This is a genomic window from Haemophilus haemolyticus (genome assembly GCF_003493685.1).
Classification (GTDB): Bacteria; Pseudomonadota; Gammaproteobacteria; order Enterobacterales; family Pasteurellaceae; genus Haemophilus; species Haemophilus haemolyticus_O.
Genome location: NZ_QQJW01000017.1, coordinates 1 through 16,705 on the forward strand (window position 1 = coordinate 1; position 16,705 = coordinate 16,705).

Consider the following 16,705-nt stretch of genomic DNA (forward strand, 5'->3'; position numbering starts at 1 on the left):
TTGCTGTGACACCTGCGACAAACAGTTCAATGAGTTTATTTTGTTTATGCTGACTTAAGCGACTTTTTCTCATTGGTTTATTCTAACCTAAATGGGATTTTTAAGTCATTATCTAGTACAGCCCCTTAGATAAAGTTTATGTTTATTAGTGAGAAAAAAACGCATTAGTGATACAATCCGCAAAATTTTTAGAAGGATACCTTATGGCTCGTAAGAAAAAAACACGTCGAATTACCGATATTATGCCAATTCGAAAAGCAGATAAAAAAATAGATATAACAAAAGCACGCCCAGGTAAAAAACTTACACGCTATGAATTGGATGCTAAAGCTCGTGAAGATAAGAAAAAACGTAAGCATAAAGGTTTAGCTTCAGGATCTCGTCATAGTGCGGTTGAAGAAAAAGCGAATAAACTTCAAAATGAAATTAAAGATCCAAAAATTGGTAGTAAGAAAAAGGTTCCGTTGGTTGTTGAATTTATTAATAAACCTGAAAAAGGTCAATTAATTCCAGTAATAAAACAGGTGAAAAAACAAGATCCAATGAAAGAGCTTGAAAATCTGGAAAATAACGAAATTCTTAATGAATTATTGGATGCTTTAGATGAAGGTAAAACTATTAGTAAAGCAGATCAACAATTTGTAGATGAATGCTTAGATAGAATTTCTGAATTAATGGAAGAACTTGGCATTGAAGACGAAGATGAAAGTGAAGATGATTTATACCGCACTTTCGAGCGTATCGATATTAACCAATTTAGATAAGTTATGATTTGGCTATTTATTGTAGTTGCATTTTTCTTGGTGATTGGATTGTGTTTATATGCAATATATTTATTAAAACAGTTAAAAATTCAAAAGGAATTGATTACTAAAGCCAAGCATGCGCGCACTATACGATTAAAAGAAAGCATTGATGTTATTGCTCGAGCAATGCAATCTGGGGAATGTAATACTTCAGAAGGAGTAATCCGTCTTACAATGCTATTAAGGCCTTTTGGTAAGAATTTATCTACTTATCCTGCGATGGCTAACTTATATGAAGTTGTGCGTGATATGCCTACACATGATGCTCGTAAATTGCTTGATAAAAGAGCAAGAATGCGTCTAGATTTAGATCGAGAAAGTGTAGAGGTACAATTTGAACATGATATTAAAAAAGAATTGTATATATTATTAGAAGATATTAAATCTATTGAATTAATGTAAACAGTGTGACTGTAAAGAAAAATGCGCTAAGTTTATCCTAGCGCATTTTTTATAATTATTTTTGTTAACGATTTTGTTCAAAAAATAATACCGTTGCGGCAACACGAGAATGTACATTTAATTTGCGCAATAAATTACGGATATGTACTTTCACGGTTTCTTCTGAAATAAACAGTTGTGCTGCGATTTGTTTATTTGATAGACCTGTCGCAATTTGACGAAGTACGCTCATTTCACGATCCGTTAGGCTGTCTAATGGATTTTCTTCATGAGTACGTTCTAATAGTAAATTTTTAATAGAATCACTCAGAATGACTTCACCTTGTGCTATTCGCTTTATTTGGTCTAGCAAAGTATCTGGTTCCGTATCTTTTAGCAAGTAACCATCTGCACCTGCATCAATCAGAGTATAAATATCATTTTTTGCATCAGACACTGTTAAAATTAAGATTCGTGCATCAACGCTTTCTGCGCGTAATCCTTTGAGCGTATCTAACCCAGAAAGTCCTTTCATGTTGAGATCTAAAATGATCACATCAGGTGATGTTTGTAATGCCACAGAAATCCCTTCTGTGCCGCTGCCTACGTCAGCCACCACTTCAAAGTTATCGTCTAATTCTACAAGTTGTTTAATGCCACGACGCATTAACGGATGGTCGTCAATCAATAAAACCTTTAGTTTTTCTTGCATAATTTCCCCTTTAGTGGAAAAAGTCCACTTTATAAAGCATAACATTCTATAAAGAATTCAATTCTATGCCAATCTAGAATAGAAAAAAATTTGATTTATCTCACAAACTTACTGTTTGAGGTAAGTTTATTGATGGATGGAAAAAGAGCGGTAGAAATGATCTGACCTCAAAAAGTTAGACTGTTATTTAAAGGATTGTTTTCGATATTGTATCGGACTCAGTCCTTTTAATTTTAGTTGAATCCGTCGGTGATTATAGTAATCCAAATAATCCCTGACGGCATCAACTATCTCTTCTCTACTGTTAAATTCCCGACCATAAAAACATTCCGTTTTTAATCGCCCAAAGAAACTTTCCATCGCGGCATTGTCCAAGCAATTCCCTTTTCTCGACATACTTTGAATGATGCCATGTTCAGCCAAGATTCGACGATAAGCTACCATTTGATATTGCCATCCCTGGTCTGAATGTAAAATGACACCACAAGCGTTGTTTAGCCCTTTGACGGCTTGCATTAACATGTCCTCTACTTGTGCCCAGTTTGGGGAATAGCTGAGATTATAGGAGGCTATCTCATTGTTAAATAAGTCTAAAATAGGGGATAAATAGACTTTACTCCCATCTTTCGCCTTAAACTCGGTGATATCAGTTACCCACTTTTGTTTCGGGGCCGTTGCACTAAAATCGCGTTCAAGATGATTCGGTGCAATCACCCCTATCGTGCCTCGATAGGTCGTCAATTTCTTGCTTTTTCTTGACCGCACTTGAAGCCCAAGTGCCTGCATTAAACGTTGGACTTTTTTATGATTCACGCCTGGCAAGCAGGCATGAACACGTCGGTAGCCATAATCAGGATGATTGGCTTTGATGCGTTTAATGGCCTTTTTCAGCGGCTCATCCTTATCTCGTTTAACCTGAAGTTTAGCAAAAAACGTACTACGCGCTAACTGTGCAAAGCCTAAAAGCCATTTTAACGGATAGCGTGTTCTTAACCTTTGGATAATTTCTGTTGCTCGGCTTCGTCCTGAAGTCTGAGCCTTCTCAACTCCTTTAGGTAGGCTACCTCCGCTTCAAGCTGTAAAATTCTCAGGCGTAAACGGTCTTCTTCAGTTTTGGGTGGCGGTGGCATTTTTGCATATTTGGGTTTCATCGGCGGTCGTCCTGATGGTTTACGGGGAATCAGTCCTTTTATGCCACTTTTTTCAAACCGTTTCAACCATGTCCAGACTAGGGAGTTGGAAGGAATATTGTAAAAACGAGCCGTTTCTCTAATACTCATTTTCCCATTCAAAATAGGTTGAATAACCTGTAATTTAAATTCGATTGTGTAGTGTTTACCCATAAAAAATCTGCACCTCAATTGTTGGTTTGTTGAGTCCAACTTTTGGGGTGCAGATCAAAAAATAGATAATTTTTACCGCTCTTTTAAGATAAGAAAGATTAAATGGTTGACTCTAATGCCCAAAGTTCCTGTAAGGTTTCTCGACGACGGATTAAATAGGATTTATCTCCATCTACTAAAACTTCTGCAGTACGGGGTCTTGAGTTATAGTTTGATGACATGCTTGCTCCATAGGCGCCTGCTGAGCATTGAGCTATATAATCACCTTCAGCAATAGAAAGTTCTCGTTGTTTGCCTAAGAAATCTGACGTTTCACAAACTGGCCCCACAACATCATAAATGGCTTTTTCTCTTTCTAAAGTGCGGTCAATTTCTACGATATTCATATAAGCCTCATACAATGCAGGGCGGATCATATCGTTCATTCCCGTGTCGGTAATCGCGAAATTACGATTTTCATTATTTTTTAGGTATTGCACTTTTGCTACTAAAATTCCCGCATTTGCAGAAATTGCTCTACCTGGTTCAAGAATAATTTCAAGTTCGGGATAATCTTTTAGTTTTTCTAATAACGCATTTGCGTAATCGCTTGGGTGAGGTGGTATTTCATTCGTATAAGTCACGCCTAAACCACCGCCTAGATCGAGATGTTTTAATGTAATTCCATCTTCTTTTAATTGTTCCATTAGGACAATTAAGCGATCTGTTGCATCTAAAAATGGTTGTAATTCAGTGAGCTGCGAGCCTATGTGGCAATCCATCCCTGTTATTTTTATGTTTGGCAGCGTTGAGGCTAATTTATACACTTCTCGGGCTTCATCTACACTTACACCAAATTTATTTTCTTTTAATCCTGTTGAGATATAAGGGTGTGTATGCGCATCAACATCTGGATTCACACGCAAAGAAATTGGCGCTATTTTCCCCATCTCGCCTGCGATCTGGTTAATGTATTTGAGTTCAGAAACGGATTCCACATTAAAGCAACGGATTCCAACTTCTAGTGCACGAATAATTTCTTCTCGGGATTTAGCAACGCCCGAAAAGACTACTTTTGATGCATCGCCACCCGCTGCAAGTACACGCTCAAGTTCGCCTTGTGAGACAATATCAAAACCTGAACCTAGTTTTGCCATGATGTTTAATACGCCGATATTCGAGCAAGATTTTACGGCAAAGCAAATTAAGTGAGGATGCTTACCAAAGGCGGAGTCAAAAGCATGCCAATGGCGTTCAAGTGTTGCACGAGAATATACATAAAGAGGTGTACCGAATTGTTCAGCAAGTTGTTGAACTGGCATATCTTCGGCATAAAGCTTATTATTTTTATATTGGAAGAAATTCATGTTGTGTTCCTATTTTTTATTTTGGGATTGTAATTGGATAATCGCTTATTTGGTTTGTTGTGCTTGTTCTTTTTCTGGGAAATATAAAGGACCTTTTACGCCGCATCCTGTTGCCCAAATGCAGATTGCACTAAGCATTAAAATTGATAGTAGTTTTTTCATTTTTCTCTCTCTCTTACTTATCGGTAAATCCGCCTTTCACAAGCTTAAGAAAGGCTTTATAATTTGCCGCATTCTATCAGATTTAAACAGGAACATTTTATGAATATTGCAGAATTTCACCAAAATATTGAACAAGTTTGGCAAAAAATTGAAGAAGAATTAGAAGAGCAAGGTGCGGATGTAGATTGTGAAACGCAAGGTTCAGTATTTACAATCACCTTTGATAATCGCACACAAATAGTGATTAACAAGCAAGAACCATTACTTGAGCTTTGGATTGCGAGTAAATTAGGTGGTTTTCATTTTGCTTTTAAAAATGGCGACTGGGTTTCTAATGACGGAAAACGTTTTTGGGATTGTTTAGTCGAAGCTTGTACTGCACATGGCGAGAACGTGCAGTTCTAAGATGCTTGATTCTCATTTATCACCAAAAATAATAGAAAAACCGACCGCACTTTCTGTTTTGAAATCGGTTTTCGGTTATCAATCTTTCCGTAAAGGGCAGGAAGAAGTCATCAATGCCGCTTTAAACGGACAAGATGCTTTGGTGGTAATGGCAACGGGGAATGGCAAATCGCTTTGTTACCAAATTCCCGCACTTTGTTTTGAGGGTTTAACTTTAGTGATTTCTCCGCTGATTTCCTTGATGAAAGATCAAGTGGATCAGCTTCAAGCTAATGGAATTGAGGCGGATTTTCTTAATTCTAGTCAGACTTTAGAACAGCAGCAACGAGTACAAAATAAGCTTATTTCTGGGCAACTTAAACTGCTTTATGTGTCGCCAGAAAAAGTGATAACGAACAGTTTCTTTCAACTTATTTCTTATAGTAAAGTTAGCTTTATTGCGATTGATGAAGCACATTGCATTTCTCAATGGGGGCATGATTTTCGCCCTGAATATACTCAGCTTGGCGGTTTAAAAGCTAGTTTCCCTCATGCACCGATTATGGCGCTCACTGCGACAGCCGATTATACGACTCGCCAAGATATTTTGACTCACCTCAATCTGGAAAATCCACATAGATATATTGGTAGTTTTGATCGACCAAACATTCGTTATACCTTGGAAGAAAAATATAAACCAATGGAGCAACTGACACGTTTTGTGTTGGCTCAAAAGGGCAAGAGTGGGATTATTTATTGCAACAGCCGAAATAAGGTTGAGCGAATTGCGGAAAGTTTACGCAATAAAGGTGTCTCTGCTGCTGCTTATCATGCGGGAATGGAAACGGCACTGCGTGAGCGTGTGCAACAGGATTTTCAGCGTGATAATGTTCAAGTAGTCGTCGCAACCATTGCTTTTGGAATGGGGATTAATAAATCCAATGTGCGGTTTGTTGCCCATTTTGATTTACCTCGCAGCATTGAATCTTACTATCAAGAAACAGGTCGAGCAGGACGTGATGATTTACCTGCAGAGGCGGTTTTGTTTTATGAACCAGCTGATTACGCTTGGTTACAAAAAATTCTCTTAGAAAAACCAGAAACGCCACAGCGTCAGATTGAGCAACATAAATTAGAAGCTATTGGGGAATTTGCGGAAAGCCAGACTTGTCGCCGTTTAGTTCTTCTCAATTATTTTGGCGAGCATCGACAAACACCATGCAATAACTGTGATATTTGCCTTGATCCCCCTAAAAAATATGATGGTTTAGTCGATGCGCAAAAAGTAATGTCTACTATTTATCGAGTGGGGCAATGTTTTGGTGCACATTATGTGATTGCGGTGCTGCGTGGCATGCACAATCAGAAAATTATTGAACGCCAACACCATAAACTTTCAGTATATGGCATTGGAAAAGATAAAAGCAAAGAGCATTGGCAGTCTGTTATTCGTCAGCTTATTCATTTGGGTTTTGTGCAACAGGTTATTAGTGAATTAAATCCAATTTTGCGACTTACTGAAAGTGCGAAAGTGATTTTGAAAGGCGAAGAACCGTTAGAATTGGCAATGCCTCGTATTTCTGCAATCAGTAAAATTGCCCATAATCCACAACGTCAAGGTGTTGCAAATTACGATAAGGATTTATTTGCACGCTTGCGTTTCCTACGCAAACAAATTGCCGATAAAGAAAATATTCCGCCGTACATTGTCTTTAATGATGCGACGTTGCAAGAAATGGCACAATATATGCCAACAAGCAATATTGAAATGCTGCAAATTAATGGCGTGGGCTCTATCAAATTAGAGCGGTTTGGGCAGCCGTTTATGGCATTGATTCAAGAACATAAGGCAATTTTGGCGAATGCGCAAAATAATGACTAAGTGTTAAAAGTGCGGTTAAAAATGACCGCACTTTTTGTTATACTTGCGCCAATTTTTTCAGTTCTTAGAATCTAAGGTTAAGCAATGCGTACAAGTCAATATTTATTCTCCACCCTTAAAGAAACTCCAAATGATGCTCAAGTCGTGAGCCACCAATTAATGTTACGTGCAGGTATGATTCGCCCAATGGCATCAGGTTTATATAACTGGCTACCTACTGGTATTCGCGTATTGAAAAAAGTAGAAAAGATTATTCGTGAAGAAATGAACAAAGGCGGCGCTATCGAGGTGTTGATGCCTGTGGTGCAACCTGCGGAATTATGGGAAGAATCAGGCCGTTGGGATCAATATGGTCCTGAGCTCCTTCGTTTTGAAGACCGCGGAAACCGTAACTTTGTACTTGGGCCAACTCACGAAGAAGTAATCACCGATTTAGTGCGTCGTGAAGTTTCTTCATACAAACAACTTCCACTTAACTTATATCAAATTCAAACTAAATTCCGTGATGAAGTGCGTCCTCGTTTTGGTGTAATGCGTTCGCGAGAATTTGTGATGAAAGATGCGTACTCATTTCACACGACGCAAGAAAGTTTACAAGAAACCTATGATGTGATGTATCAAGTATACAGTAACATTTTTAACCGTTTAGGCTTAGATTTCCGTGCGGTACAAGCGGATACAGGGTCTATTGGTGGTTCTGCGTCTCATGAATTCCAAGTGTTGGCTTCAAGCGGTGAAGATGATGTTGTATTCTCAACAGAATCGGATTTTGCCGCGAATATTGAGCTTGCAGAAGCAATTGCTATAGGCGAACGCCAAGCCCCAACCGCTGAAATGTGTTTAGTTGATACACCAAATGCGAAAACTATCAATGAACTTGTAGAACAATTTAATCAACCAATCACTAAAACTGTGAAAACGTTGATTGTAAAAGGTGCCGATGAAAATCAACCGATTGTTGCTTTAATTATTCGCGGCGACCACGAATTAAACGAAATCAAAGCACAAAAACACCCGTTAGTAGCAGATCCCCTTGAGTTTGCGGACGAAACTGAAATCAAAGCGAAAATTGGTGCGGGCGTAGGATCGTTAGGCGCGGTAAATCTTAATATTCCTGCAATTATTGACCGCACTGTGGCGTTAATGTCTGATTTTAGTTGTGGTGCGAATATCGATGGAAAACATTATTTCAATGTGAACTGGGAACGCGATGTAGCAATGCCAGAAGTATTTGATTTACGTAACGTAGTAGAAGGTGATCCAAGTCCGGATGGTAAAGGCACGCTTCAAATTAAACGTGGTATTGAAGTGGGACATATTTTCCAACTGGGTAAAAAATACTCTGAAGCGATGAAAGCGACCGTTCAAGGCGAAGATGGTAAACCTCTTGTGATGACAATGGGCTGCTACGGCATCGGTGTGACTCGTGTGGTGGCTTCAGCGATTGAACAGCATCATGATGATCGCGGTATTATTTGGCCTTCAGATGAAATTGCACCATTCACTGTCGCCATTGTGCCGATGAATATGCACAAATCTGAAAGCGTACAAAAATATGCTGAAGAACTTTACCGCACTTTACAATCACAAGGCGTAGATGTGATTTTTGATGATCGTAAAGAACGCCCTGGCGTGATGTTTGCAGACATGGAACTCATTGGTGTGCCGCATATGGTTGTAATCGGTGAGAAAAACCTAGAGAACAGTGAAATTGAATATAAGAACCGTCGTACCGGTGAAAAAGAAATGATTAGTAAAGATAAATTGCTCAGTGTTTTAAACGAAAAGTTAGGTAATCTCTAATCAGCGTTTTATTTTGTATATTATGACAAAATAGCGGCTATTTTTTAGCCGCTATTTTTATTGATTTAACATTTATATTGAACCATGTTTAATCCAAACTAAATGCTCGAATATAAGGTAGTTTTCCTTTTTCTAGCATTTCTTGAATACCGCTTTGATGGTCATTGGTGCCTAAACCTCTTAATTCTAAGGTTACGCCAATGCTATTATCGTAAACGACCTCATTATGCTTTTGATTTTGGTGGCTTGTGACATAGCGTCTAGCACCGACACCAACCGCCCAACAACAGCTGTTATATTGGACGCCAATATATTGTTCTACTGGTTTTTGTAAGGCGAGATCTTGATAATAGCGTCCTACTACAGCCCAATTATTCGCTATTTCCCAGCCTACAACTAATCCTACTTGTTGGATATCTTGTTGATATGCGTTGGTTGATTTACCTAAGTTTTGGTCAATATATTCTTGGTTCGCATATCGATAATTTAACTGAATTAAATTATTTTTTTCAGGATTATATTCTAGTGATGTATTTGCTAATGATGTTGAATTGGTATGAGTATCAAATTGATAGCTACCACGCCAATGCCATTTATCACTCATTTTCCAATTAGATTCTAATGCCCAAGCTGATGATGAAGTCGGGGTTTTATTTGCTGGGTTTTCATCAATACGAGAATTACTTAAGTAATAAATTTGACCTGCAGATAAATTAAAGCGTTCCTCTCCACCAATGTCATAAAAACGCGTTGTGCCACCCAAGGTAACTTGATTCGCCGATGAAATTCGGTCTAAACCACTATAACGGCGATCACGGAATAGCGAATAGTAATCTTGTTGTACTAATGCTGAATCGTAACCAAATCCTAAATACTCATTATTAAGTTTTGAACCAATATTGCTTTGATTTCGGTAAGGACGATATAAATACTGCACATGCGGTTCGAAGGTTTGTGTATAGTCTTTTAAGAACGTTGTATCGCGCGCTAATACGCTTTGTAAATCAACTTTAAGTTGTGGAATAACTCGATTTACCGTTTTTTGCACGTCCTCTGCATTTTTCCCTGAACCTTTTTTCTGATCGTAGCGAGTCGCATAAAGTTTAGTTTCAATATTCAAACTGCCGTATTTATTTGACATTAAAGAATTTAGGCTAGGCTCTGCATGGAAACGCCATGCAGTTGGCATTAATTCACTGTCATTATCAAAACGAACAGCTTGTGAATGTAATTTGAAATTTAACCATCCATTAGCCAAATCATGTTTGTAATAATTGAAATCTAATTGTGGCATTGCACGATAAGGACCGATGTTTACAATATCATCAAAAATTTGGAACTGACGTGCAGAAAGAGAAAAATTATAATTTGGTTGATAATAAGCTACGCGAGTATATTGGTTTGCGTAGCCGTCAGTACTTCGACCATAAACGGACTCAAAATCGCTGAAATAACGTTTATCGCTTACTCGGGTATAATCAATATTTAAGCGCCAATTTTGTAAAAAGCTAGAATTGTGATTCCAATAGAACAAATGACGTTTTCGATTATCACTAGAATATTCAGAGTAACGATCCTTACCTAAATATTCTCCTGCCACTTTACCTTCGCCAATAGGGGTTAAATAGCGAAATTCCCCATTTGCTTGCCAACCACGGCGAGACATATATTTCGGGGTAAAAGTAAGATCGTAATTAGGCGCGATATTCCAATAAATTGGTTGTGCATACCAAAGACCATCTCGGCTAGATGTTCCCGCACTTGGAATCAATAAGCCAGAACGACGACGATCTCCAATGGGTAATTGTAAGTAAGGGGTATAAAAGACAGGAACGCCATGCACTTTGAAACGAGCATGCCACATTTCAGCATATTCTTCTTTCACGTATTGACGAATTTCTGACGCATCTACGGCCCAAGCATTGTCACCTTGCAAACATGAAGTAAAGGTGGCGTTTTTCATTACGCGATAATTATTACTTAATGTTATATCATCAGCCTTACCTCGACCTTGACGACCGACAAACTCATATTCTGAATTTGTTAAATTACCATCATGACTATCTAAATTAAACGCCGCATCTTTCCCCAACATATTGATCTGATTATCTTTATAATCAAATCCATTGCGGACATAAGCCATGCGTAAAGGCGTTGATTGGTTTCCAGATTGTTTGACCTGCACGGATTGTGCTAACAAATGACGATTGCCTTGTTTCAAATCCACATTACCTTGATAGGTAGCATCATTTGGCTGATTAATTTCTGCATTATCCGCTTCAATATATACAGGCAGAGAATTCACATCACCCGTCACGATTTCACCGGTAAATTTTGGCACGCCCATTAGACATTGTTCATGCAAATCCGCCAAACCTTGTTGGCTATAAAATGCGGTCAAAATAGCAAGTGAAATTAAAGTGTGTTTTTTATTCATCGTCTTGTTTTAATTTGTCAGAAAATTGGTCAGATTATACTGGAAAAAGCGCAAAGCGAGTAATATTTTTCAATAAACTGTTGGTGGGGAAATTTTATTATTTGCGTAGATTCAATGACTCAAATAACAAAAAAAGTGCGGTAAATTTTGATCTGACCCCAAAAAGTTAGACTGTCATTTAAAGGATTGTTTTCGATATTGTATCGGACTCAGTCCTTTTAATTTTAGTTGAATCCGTCGGTGATTATAGTAATCCAAATAATCCCTGACGGCATCAACTATCTCTTCTCTACTGTTAAATTCCCGACCATAAAAACATTCCGTTTTTAATCGTCCAAAGAAACTTTCCATCGCGGCGTTGTCCAAGCAATTCCCTTTTCTCGACATACTTTGAATGATGCCATGTTCAGCTAAGATTCGACGATAAGCTACCATTTGATATTGCCAGCCTTGGTCTGAATGTAAAATGACACCACAAGCTTTGTTTAATCCTTTGACAGCTTGCATTAACATGTCCTCTACTTGCGCCCAGTTTGGGGAATAGCTGAGATTATAGGAGACTATCTCATTGTTAAATAAGTCTAAAATAGGGGATAAATAGACTTTACTCCCATCTTTCGCCTTAAACTCGGTGATATCAGTTACCCACTTTTGTTTCGGGGCCGTTGCACTAAAATCGCGTTCAAGATGATTCGGTGCAATCACCCCTATCGTGCCTCGATAGGTCGTCAATTTCTTGCTTTTTCTTGACCGCACTTGAAGCCCAAGTGCCTGCATTAAACGTTGGACTTTTTTATGATTCACGCCTGGCAAGCAGGCATGAACACGTCGGTAGCCATAATCAGGATGATTGGCTTTGATGCGTTTAATGGCCTTTTTCAGCGGCTCATCCTTATCTCGTTTAACCTGAAGTTTAGCAAAAAACGTACTACGCGCTAACTGTGCAAAGCCTAAAAGCCATTTTAACGGATAGCGTGTTCTTAACCTTTGGATAATTTCTGTTGCTCGGCTTCGTCCTGAAGTCTGAGCCTTCTCAACTCCTTTAGGTAGGCTACCTCTGCTTCAAGCTGTAAAATTCTCAGGCGTAAACGGTCTTCTTCAGTTTTGGGTGGTTTGTTATCGGTGAGTTTCACTGTTCCGTCAGGATTAACATCAGTCTCTTTATACCAGTTACCATCGTTAGCTTGTTTTAGCTTATCACCATCTGCATTTTTCACGTTTGCGTAATCAATAGGCAAATCAGTATCGAATTTCACTACGGTTGAAGTTTCTTTTTCGCCATTTGAATTAATCGTTTTAACTGTTGCAGTTTTTACCGTGATGCCTTTCCCATCTGCGAAACGGAGTTCATCATTAGAATTGACTTTTTCATCTTCATTTTTGAATTTATCGTTTGCAAAAGCATCTTTGGCTTTACCTACAGTCCAACCAGACTCTTGGATTGCTTTGTAAACCGTGTTGCCATCAACAAAGTGATTACCCTTATCAACATTGCTTACCTCAACAGGGGTTGTTGTGGTGTTATCTACCACTTTTCCATCAGCATTTACCGTGTAATTTGAAGGCCGTTTACCTTGTTTCGCTGTTGGAGTTTCACCGCTGAAGTCTACATCTTCTCTTTTGTAGAGCTTGCCGCCAATATCAACATAAGTTGTGCCACCAATGTTATATTCGCCTTTTTTAACTATTTCACCTTTCTCAAGAGAAATATTGATATGACGAATACCTTTTTCATCTGTTTCACCTGTTACTTTAATGCCATCTTTACCATTAAAACGAACTTCATTTGCGTTGGTCACTTTATTGGCATACCCCTTACCATCTTTACTATCAGCAGAAACCACCCAACCCAGGTTTTTCGCATCAGCGACAGTTAATGCATTAGACGCAACAGAGTGCTCTAAATCAGCTAAGCCTGTTTTGGCATTTTCTACAGGAGAATCCACCTTGGTTGACTCTTTCGCATTTTCTTTCGGTTGTCCATTTTTAAGCTGATCCGCCGTATAGTATTTATCACCCACTTTTACCAATGGATTACCATCTTTATCTCTATCAGGAGCAAAAGTCTTCGCACCCTGTGCCACGTTGGTTAAGGTTACGTTATCGCCGGCTTTGCCTGCTTCGGTATTCGTTGGATTGTTCATTGACGCAATCACATTAGCAACTGGTTGTATTTGACTTACTTCCGTTGCATCACCAACATTACCTTCCGTTGTACCGGCAGGATAATATTTATCACCAATTTTTACGGTACCAGCAGGATAGTATTTCCCATCAATAATGACAGCGTTTTCAGGGATAGAGTTTTCAGGGTAATAGTTTCCATCAGGGTATTTCACGACTTTATTGCCATTTGAATCGGTATAAACCACTGGGAAGGCATCACGCAAGCCGGAAGCGACTGCATAAAGTTGTGAACCGTTAATCGCATCGGTCGAGGTTGAAGAAATTTCACCCGCCGCAACATGTTTGATTTGGCGTTCGCCGTAAACGGTTTCGGTTGAAGTGCCCGCGACATCACTGTCTTTGGTATTGGCACTTGCCGTAGTTGTCGATTCTTCGCCTGTAATCAGATTTGTCGTTACGGTTGTTGTATTGGTTTTGCCGTTTGCAATGGTAATAGTTTTATCTATTTTTTTAGTCGGCGCACCAATAGAAACAAAACGTCCTTGCAATGCCAAGTCGGCTTTTTCTGCTTCTGAACCGTCTGTTTTGGTTGCACCTAAATTACCTTTAAAGCCACTATAAACCAGTCCGTTTACGTTAGCAGAGTTTACTTTTTTCACCGTCGGAGCGCCATCGCTGTTGTTACCTAATACAACGGCATTTTCACGGTTTTCTGGGCGACTGCCTATGCCATAGACTCTAACATTATTACCCAATACCATGACATTTTTTGCCCATACCCAGTTATTCGAACCAACAACGAAAGAATTTTCACCAGTTTGGCCTTCTTTAGGTGCAATAGAGGCAGTATCTTTACCCGTAACAGTCCAGACAATATTGTTGACACCGAATGCTCCTGCACTTTTTCCCCTTACTCTATTGTTATAACCGAAGGCCGATCCGTTTTCCAAAATAACATGGCTATTTGCGCCAACAGAAGTTGCATTCTTTGCCCCAATAATGCCATATCGTTTAGCACCTTCACGAGTAACATAATTTGATTCACCCACTTTTGCATTTGAACCAATCGCTACCGCATTAGGTGATGTGCCGTATACTTTGGCACTTGCCCCTGCGGCAAAGGCGTTTGTTGAATCATTGCTTAACACTTCCGCATCATCGCCCAATGCAACGGATGTTTGTGCCGCTGCAACGGAAGATCGCCCGATAGCAATGGCACCGGTTTTGGATTTGCCGCTGCCGTATGTCGCTTCAAATGCTGTTTGGGCTCCATCGTATGCTGCTTTACCGGATGTTTGAGCTGTTTTGGCAGTGCTTAAAGCTTCTTGTGCTGTTTTTGCTTTGGTGATGCCGTTTTGCAAACGTTTTGCCAGGTTGACCAAATAAGCCAGATGTTCGTATTTTTCACCGAAATTAGTATCTTTGATATTAGCGATTGTGTTAATCAGTGCTTCGTTATCAAGCATTGGTTGTACATTTACCTCATCTGCTTGACCGCTTGCCTTTAATTTTCCCGCCAGAGTGGTCAAATCGCTGAATGTAATGCCAGTTGTTGCCAGCTCGTTTTTAGTTTTGTCATTTTCAGCCTGATAAATCGTGCCGGTTGCATTGTATCTGCCAATCAGAAGCTTAAGGTTTTGTGCTTCGGTAGATAAATCGGTTCTTGCTGCATAATTATCGGCTTCCGCATTGGTAACAGCTTTATTTAAATCGCTATAGGTTTTGTAGGCGGTGCGGTATGTGTTGTAGGTGGCGTTTATGGCGTTTGATTCCGCTTCTGTTACCCCTGCAACCGAATCATTACCAAATGCAATGGATTGTTGCCTCATTGCACGGGCTTTTGTACCTAATGCCGCCGCATTATCCCCAATCGCCATTGCGCCATTATTGCCATTGCCACCATCATCAGAACCAAGTGCTAAGGCTTGGAAACCATAAGCTGCCGCTTTTCTTCCCGACGCTATGCTGCAGATGCCTCCAGCAAAGGTTTCTACACCGAAGGCAGAAGCATCAGTTGTTGCTGCGTGTGCTTGTCGGCCGATGGCAATGGCACGCTCCGCACGGAGCTTATCATTATCGTTCAAACCGGTTTCCGCATATGCCCCATTGCGATAGAGGATCTGTCCGAACTGTATGTCTTATCGCCAATCGCAATACTTTGTAAACCGTTGGCAAAGGCTTTGTTGCCGACTGCAACGGATTTCACCCCTGCCGATTTGGTTTCGATACCTGCGGCAATTGATGCGCCGCCGATAGAGGTGGCTTTTTCTCCCAATGCCATGGAGGTAAACATTAGTCCCTCTCCATCATTTGCTAACCCATCTATTTTATACATAGCAGTTGCGCCTATACCGATGGCGATAGCGTTTCCTACAATGGTTCTTGAGTTTGCCCCGATAGCTATACTGCTGCCCCAGTCTGCGCTGGCATTAGAGCCGATGGCAACGGTGTTTTCAGCGGATTGGAAGCTGGCAACCAATCCCCGCTTGCTTCTGGCATCTTGGCCTATAACCACCGAACTGCCCGCCGTTGCCGTCGCACGGGTGCCGATGGCAATTGCATCATGTGCGCCATTTGTTACGCCACCGTCTGGTCTTGGTTCAACACGCGCCTGCGTGCCGATGGCAATGCTGCGTTTGTTGAGAGCCTTATTAGCACTCATGATGACGTTTGCACCTGAGCCAATCGCAAGCGAGTCATTGGTTTCTGCATTTGCTTCATAACCTATCGCTGTTGCCCGCGTGACATCGGCATATTTTCCTGCAACAGCTTTTCTACCTACGGCAATGGAATCGTTTCCAGTTGCTTTAGCTAGTTCATTTGCGGAGGGGGGGAGTAGTAGCTGGAGGATTATATGATACAGCAATTAATCCATCTGCGGCTATATAAGTTACTGCTTGAGTGCCACCAGAAATGACCCAAAGTGCGGTAGAAATTGCTGCTAATTTTATAGATTTTGATTTACCTTTAGTTGATGCTAATTCACTTACAGCCATCCATGTTTGAGTAGCGTGATGCCAAATCACTTTAAAAATATTGTTCATTTAATTCTCTCCCAAAGATTTGAATAAATAAGTGGCAGTCCATTGCTTGATTTGTGAAAATAAATAACGACTTGTGGCTAATAAATTGCAGCTGTGGATTTTACAACCTCTAAAAATAAATAAAAAGAATCTTTACAAAAATTTGCATTAAATATTAATTTGTCAGCATTCTATTATTTGTCAATATAAATAAACATACTTATATGACAACGTGCCCAAAATACAACTTTACGCTGCTCTTTCTGAAGATTTAGTTTTTAATATAAGTGTTGTGCAAT

15 protein-coding genes and 1 pseudogene are annotated in these 16,705 nt (G+C 39.7%); 5 read left to right on the forward strand and 11 right to left on the reverse strand.

Features of this window, described 5'->3' with window-relative positions:
- Positions 1-73, reverse strand: a pseudogene (locus DV434_RS10015) (IS1595 family transposase); the annotation flags it as partial.
- A gap of 130 nt (positions 74-203) precedes the next feature.
- Between DV434_RS10015 and yihI the strand changes: the two are divergent.
- Positions 204-764, forward strand: coding sequence for a Der GTPase-activating protein YihI (gene yihI / locus DV434_RS10020; RefSeq protein WP_005646166.1), 561 nt, complete (start codon positions 204-206; stop codon positions 762-764).
- 3 nt (positions 765-767) lie between these two features.
- Positions 768-1,208, forward strand: a complete 441-nt coding sequence (locus tag DV434_RS10025) for a DUF2489 domain-containing protein (RefSeq protein WP_118785482.1) — start codon at positions 768-770, stop codon at positions 1,206-1,208.
- A gap of 64 nt (positions 1,209-1,272) precedes the next feature.
- Here DV434_RS10025 and DV434_RS10030 read toward each other — a convergent pair whose 3' ends face one another.
- The 5 genes from DV434_RS10030 to lptM form a co-directional block, all read right to left on the reverse strand.
- Positions 1,273-1,899, reverse strand: a complete 627-nt coding sequence (locus DV434_RS10030) for a response regulator (protein WP_118785483.1) — start codon at positions 1,897-1,899, stop codon at positions 1,273-1,275.
- A 183-nt stretch (positions 1,900-2,082) separates the two neighbouring features.
- Positions 2,083-2,904, reverse strand: coding sequence for an IS3 family transposase (locus tag DV434_RS10035; RefSeq protein ID WP_118785484.1), 822 nt, complete (start codon positions 2,902-2,904; stop codon positions 2,083-2,085).
- Positions 2,889-3,242 (reverse strand): helix-turn-helix domain-containing protein, encoded by a 354-nt coding sequence (locus DV434_RS10040; RefSeq protein ID WP_118784931.1) that lies wholly within the window; start codon positions 3,240-3,242, stop codon positions 2,889-2,891. The genes DV434_RS10035 and DV434_RS10040 overlap by 16 nt, the downstream gene beginning before the upstream one ends.
- Positions 3,243-3,340: 98 nt before the next feature.
- The gene (lysA, locus tag DV434_RS10045; RefSeq protein ID WP_114908397.1) at positions 3,341-4,588 is read right to left on the reverse strand and encodes a diaminopimelate decarboxylase; all 1,248 of its coding nucleotides are present in this window, start codon (positions 4,586-4,588) and stop codon (positions 3,341-3,343) included.
- Between the two features lie 45 nt (positions 4,589-4,633).
- Positions 4,634-4,750 carry an LPS translocon maturation chaperone LptM gene (gene lptM / locus DV434_RS11030; RefSeq protein ID WP_239992763.1) on the reverse strand — a complete coding sequence of 39 codons (117 nt, stop codon included), beginning with the start codon at positions 4,748-4,750 and terminating at the stop codon, positions 4,634-4,636.
- A gap of 99 nt (positions 4,751-4,849) precedes the next feature.
- Between lptM and cyaY the strand changes: the two genes are divergently transcribed.
- The 3 genes from cyaY to proS all read left to right on the forward strand — a co-directional run bounded on the left by cyaY (position 4,850) and on the right by proS (position 8,819).
- Entirely contained in the window at positions 4,850-5,155 is a 306-nt protein-coding gene (gene cyaY / locus DV434_RS10050) for an iron donor protein CyaY (protein ID WP_114908396.1), read from the forward strand.
- 1 nt (position 5,156) lies between these two features.
- Positions 5,157-7,016, forward strand: a complete 1,860-nt coding sequence (recQ, locus tag DV434_RS10055) for a DNA helicase RecQ (protein ID WP_118785485.1) — start codon at positions 5,157-5,159, stop codon at positions 7,014-7,016.
- An 84-nt stretch (positions 7,017-7,100) separates the two neighbouring features.
- Positions 7,101-8,819, forward strand: coding sequence for a proline--tRNA ligase (proS, locus tag DV434_RS10060; protein ID WP_118785486.1), 1,719 nt, complete (start codon positions 7,101-7,103; stop codon positions 8,817-8,819).
- Positions 8,820-8,907: 88 nt separating this feature from the next.
- Here the strand turns inward: proS and lptD are convergent, their stop codons facing one another.
- From lptD to DV434_RS10085, 5 genes are all read right to left on the reverse strand, one after another.
- The gene (lptD, locus tag DV434_RS10065; RefSeq protein WP_118785487.1) at positions 8,908-11,256 is read right to left on the reverse strand and encodes an LPS assembly protein LptD; all 2,349 of its coding nucleotides are present in this window, start codon (positions 11,254-11,256) and stop codon (positions 8,908-8,910) included.
- A 174-nt stretch (positions 11,257-11,430) separates the two neighbouring features.
- The gene (locus tag DV434_RS10070; protein WP_118785488.1) at positions 11,431-12,252 is read right to left on the reverse strand and encodes an IS3 family transposase; all 822 of its coding nucleotides are present in this window, start codon (positions 12,250-12,252) and stop codon (positions 11,431-11,433) included.
- A complete protein-coding gene (locus DV434_RS10075; RefSeq protein WP_118785489.1) occupies positions 12,237-15,467 on the reverse strand; it encodes a hypothetical protein in 3,231 nt (1,076 codons plus the stop codon). Before DV434_RS10075 ends, DV434_RS10070 begins: the two co-directional genes overlap by 16 nt.
- Complete coding sequence (locus tag DV434_RS10080; protein ID WP_118785490.1) at positions 15,464-16,249, reverse strand: hypothetical protein; 786 nt, start codon at positions 16,247-16,249, stop codon at positions 15,464-15,466. The genes DV434_RS10075 and DV434_RS10080 overlap by 4 nt, the downstream gene beginning before the upstream one ends.
- Complete coding sequence (locus DV434_RS10085) at positions 16,200-16,427, reverse strand: ESPR domain-containing protein (protein ID WP_118785491.1); 228 nt, start codon at positions 16,425-16,427, stop codon at positions 16,200-16,202. Before DV434_RS10085 ends, DV434_RS10080 begins: the two co-directional genes overlap by 50 nt.
- Positions 16,428-16,705: the final 278 nt, after the last annotated feature.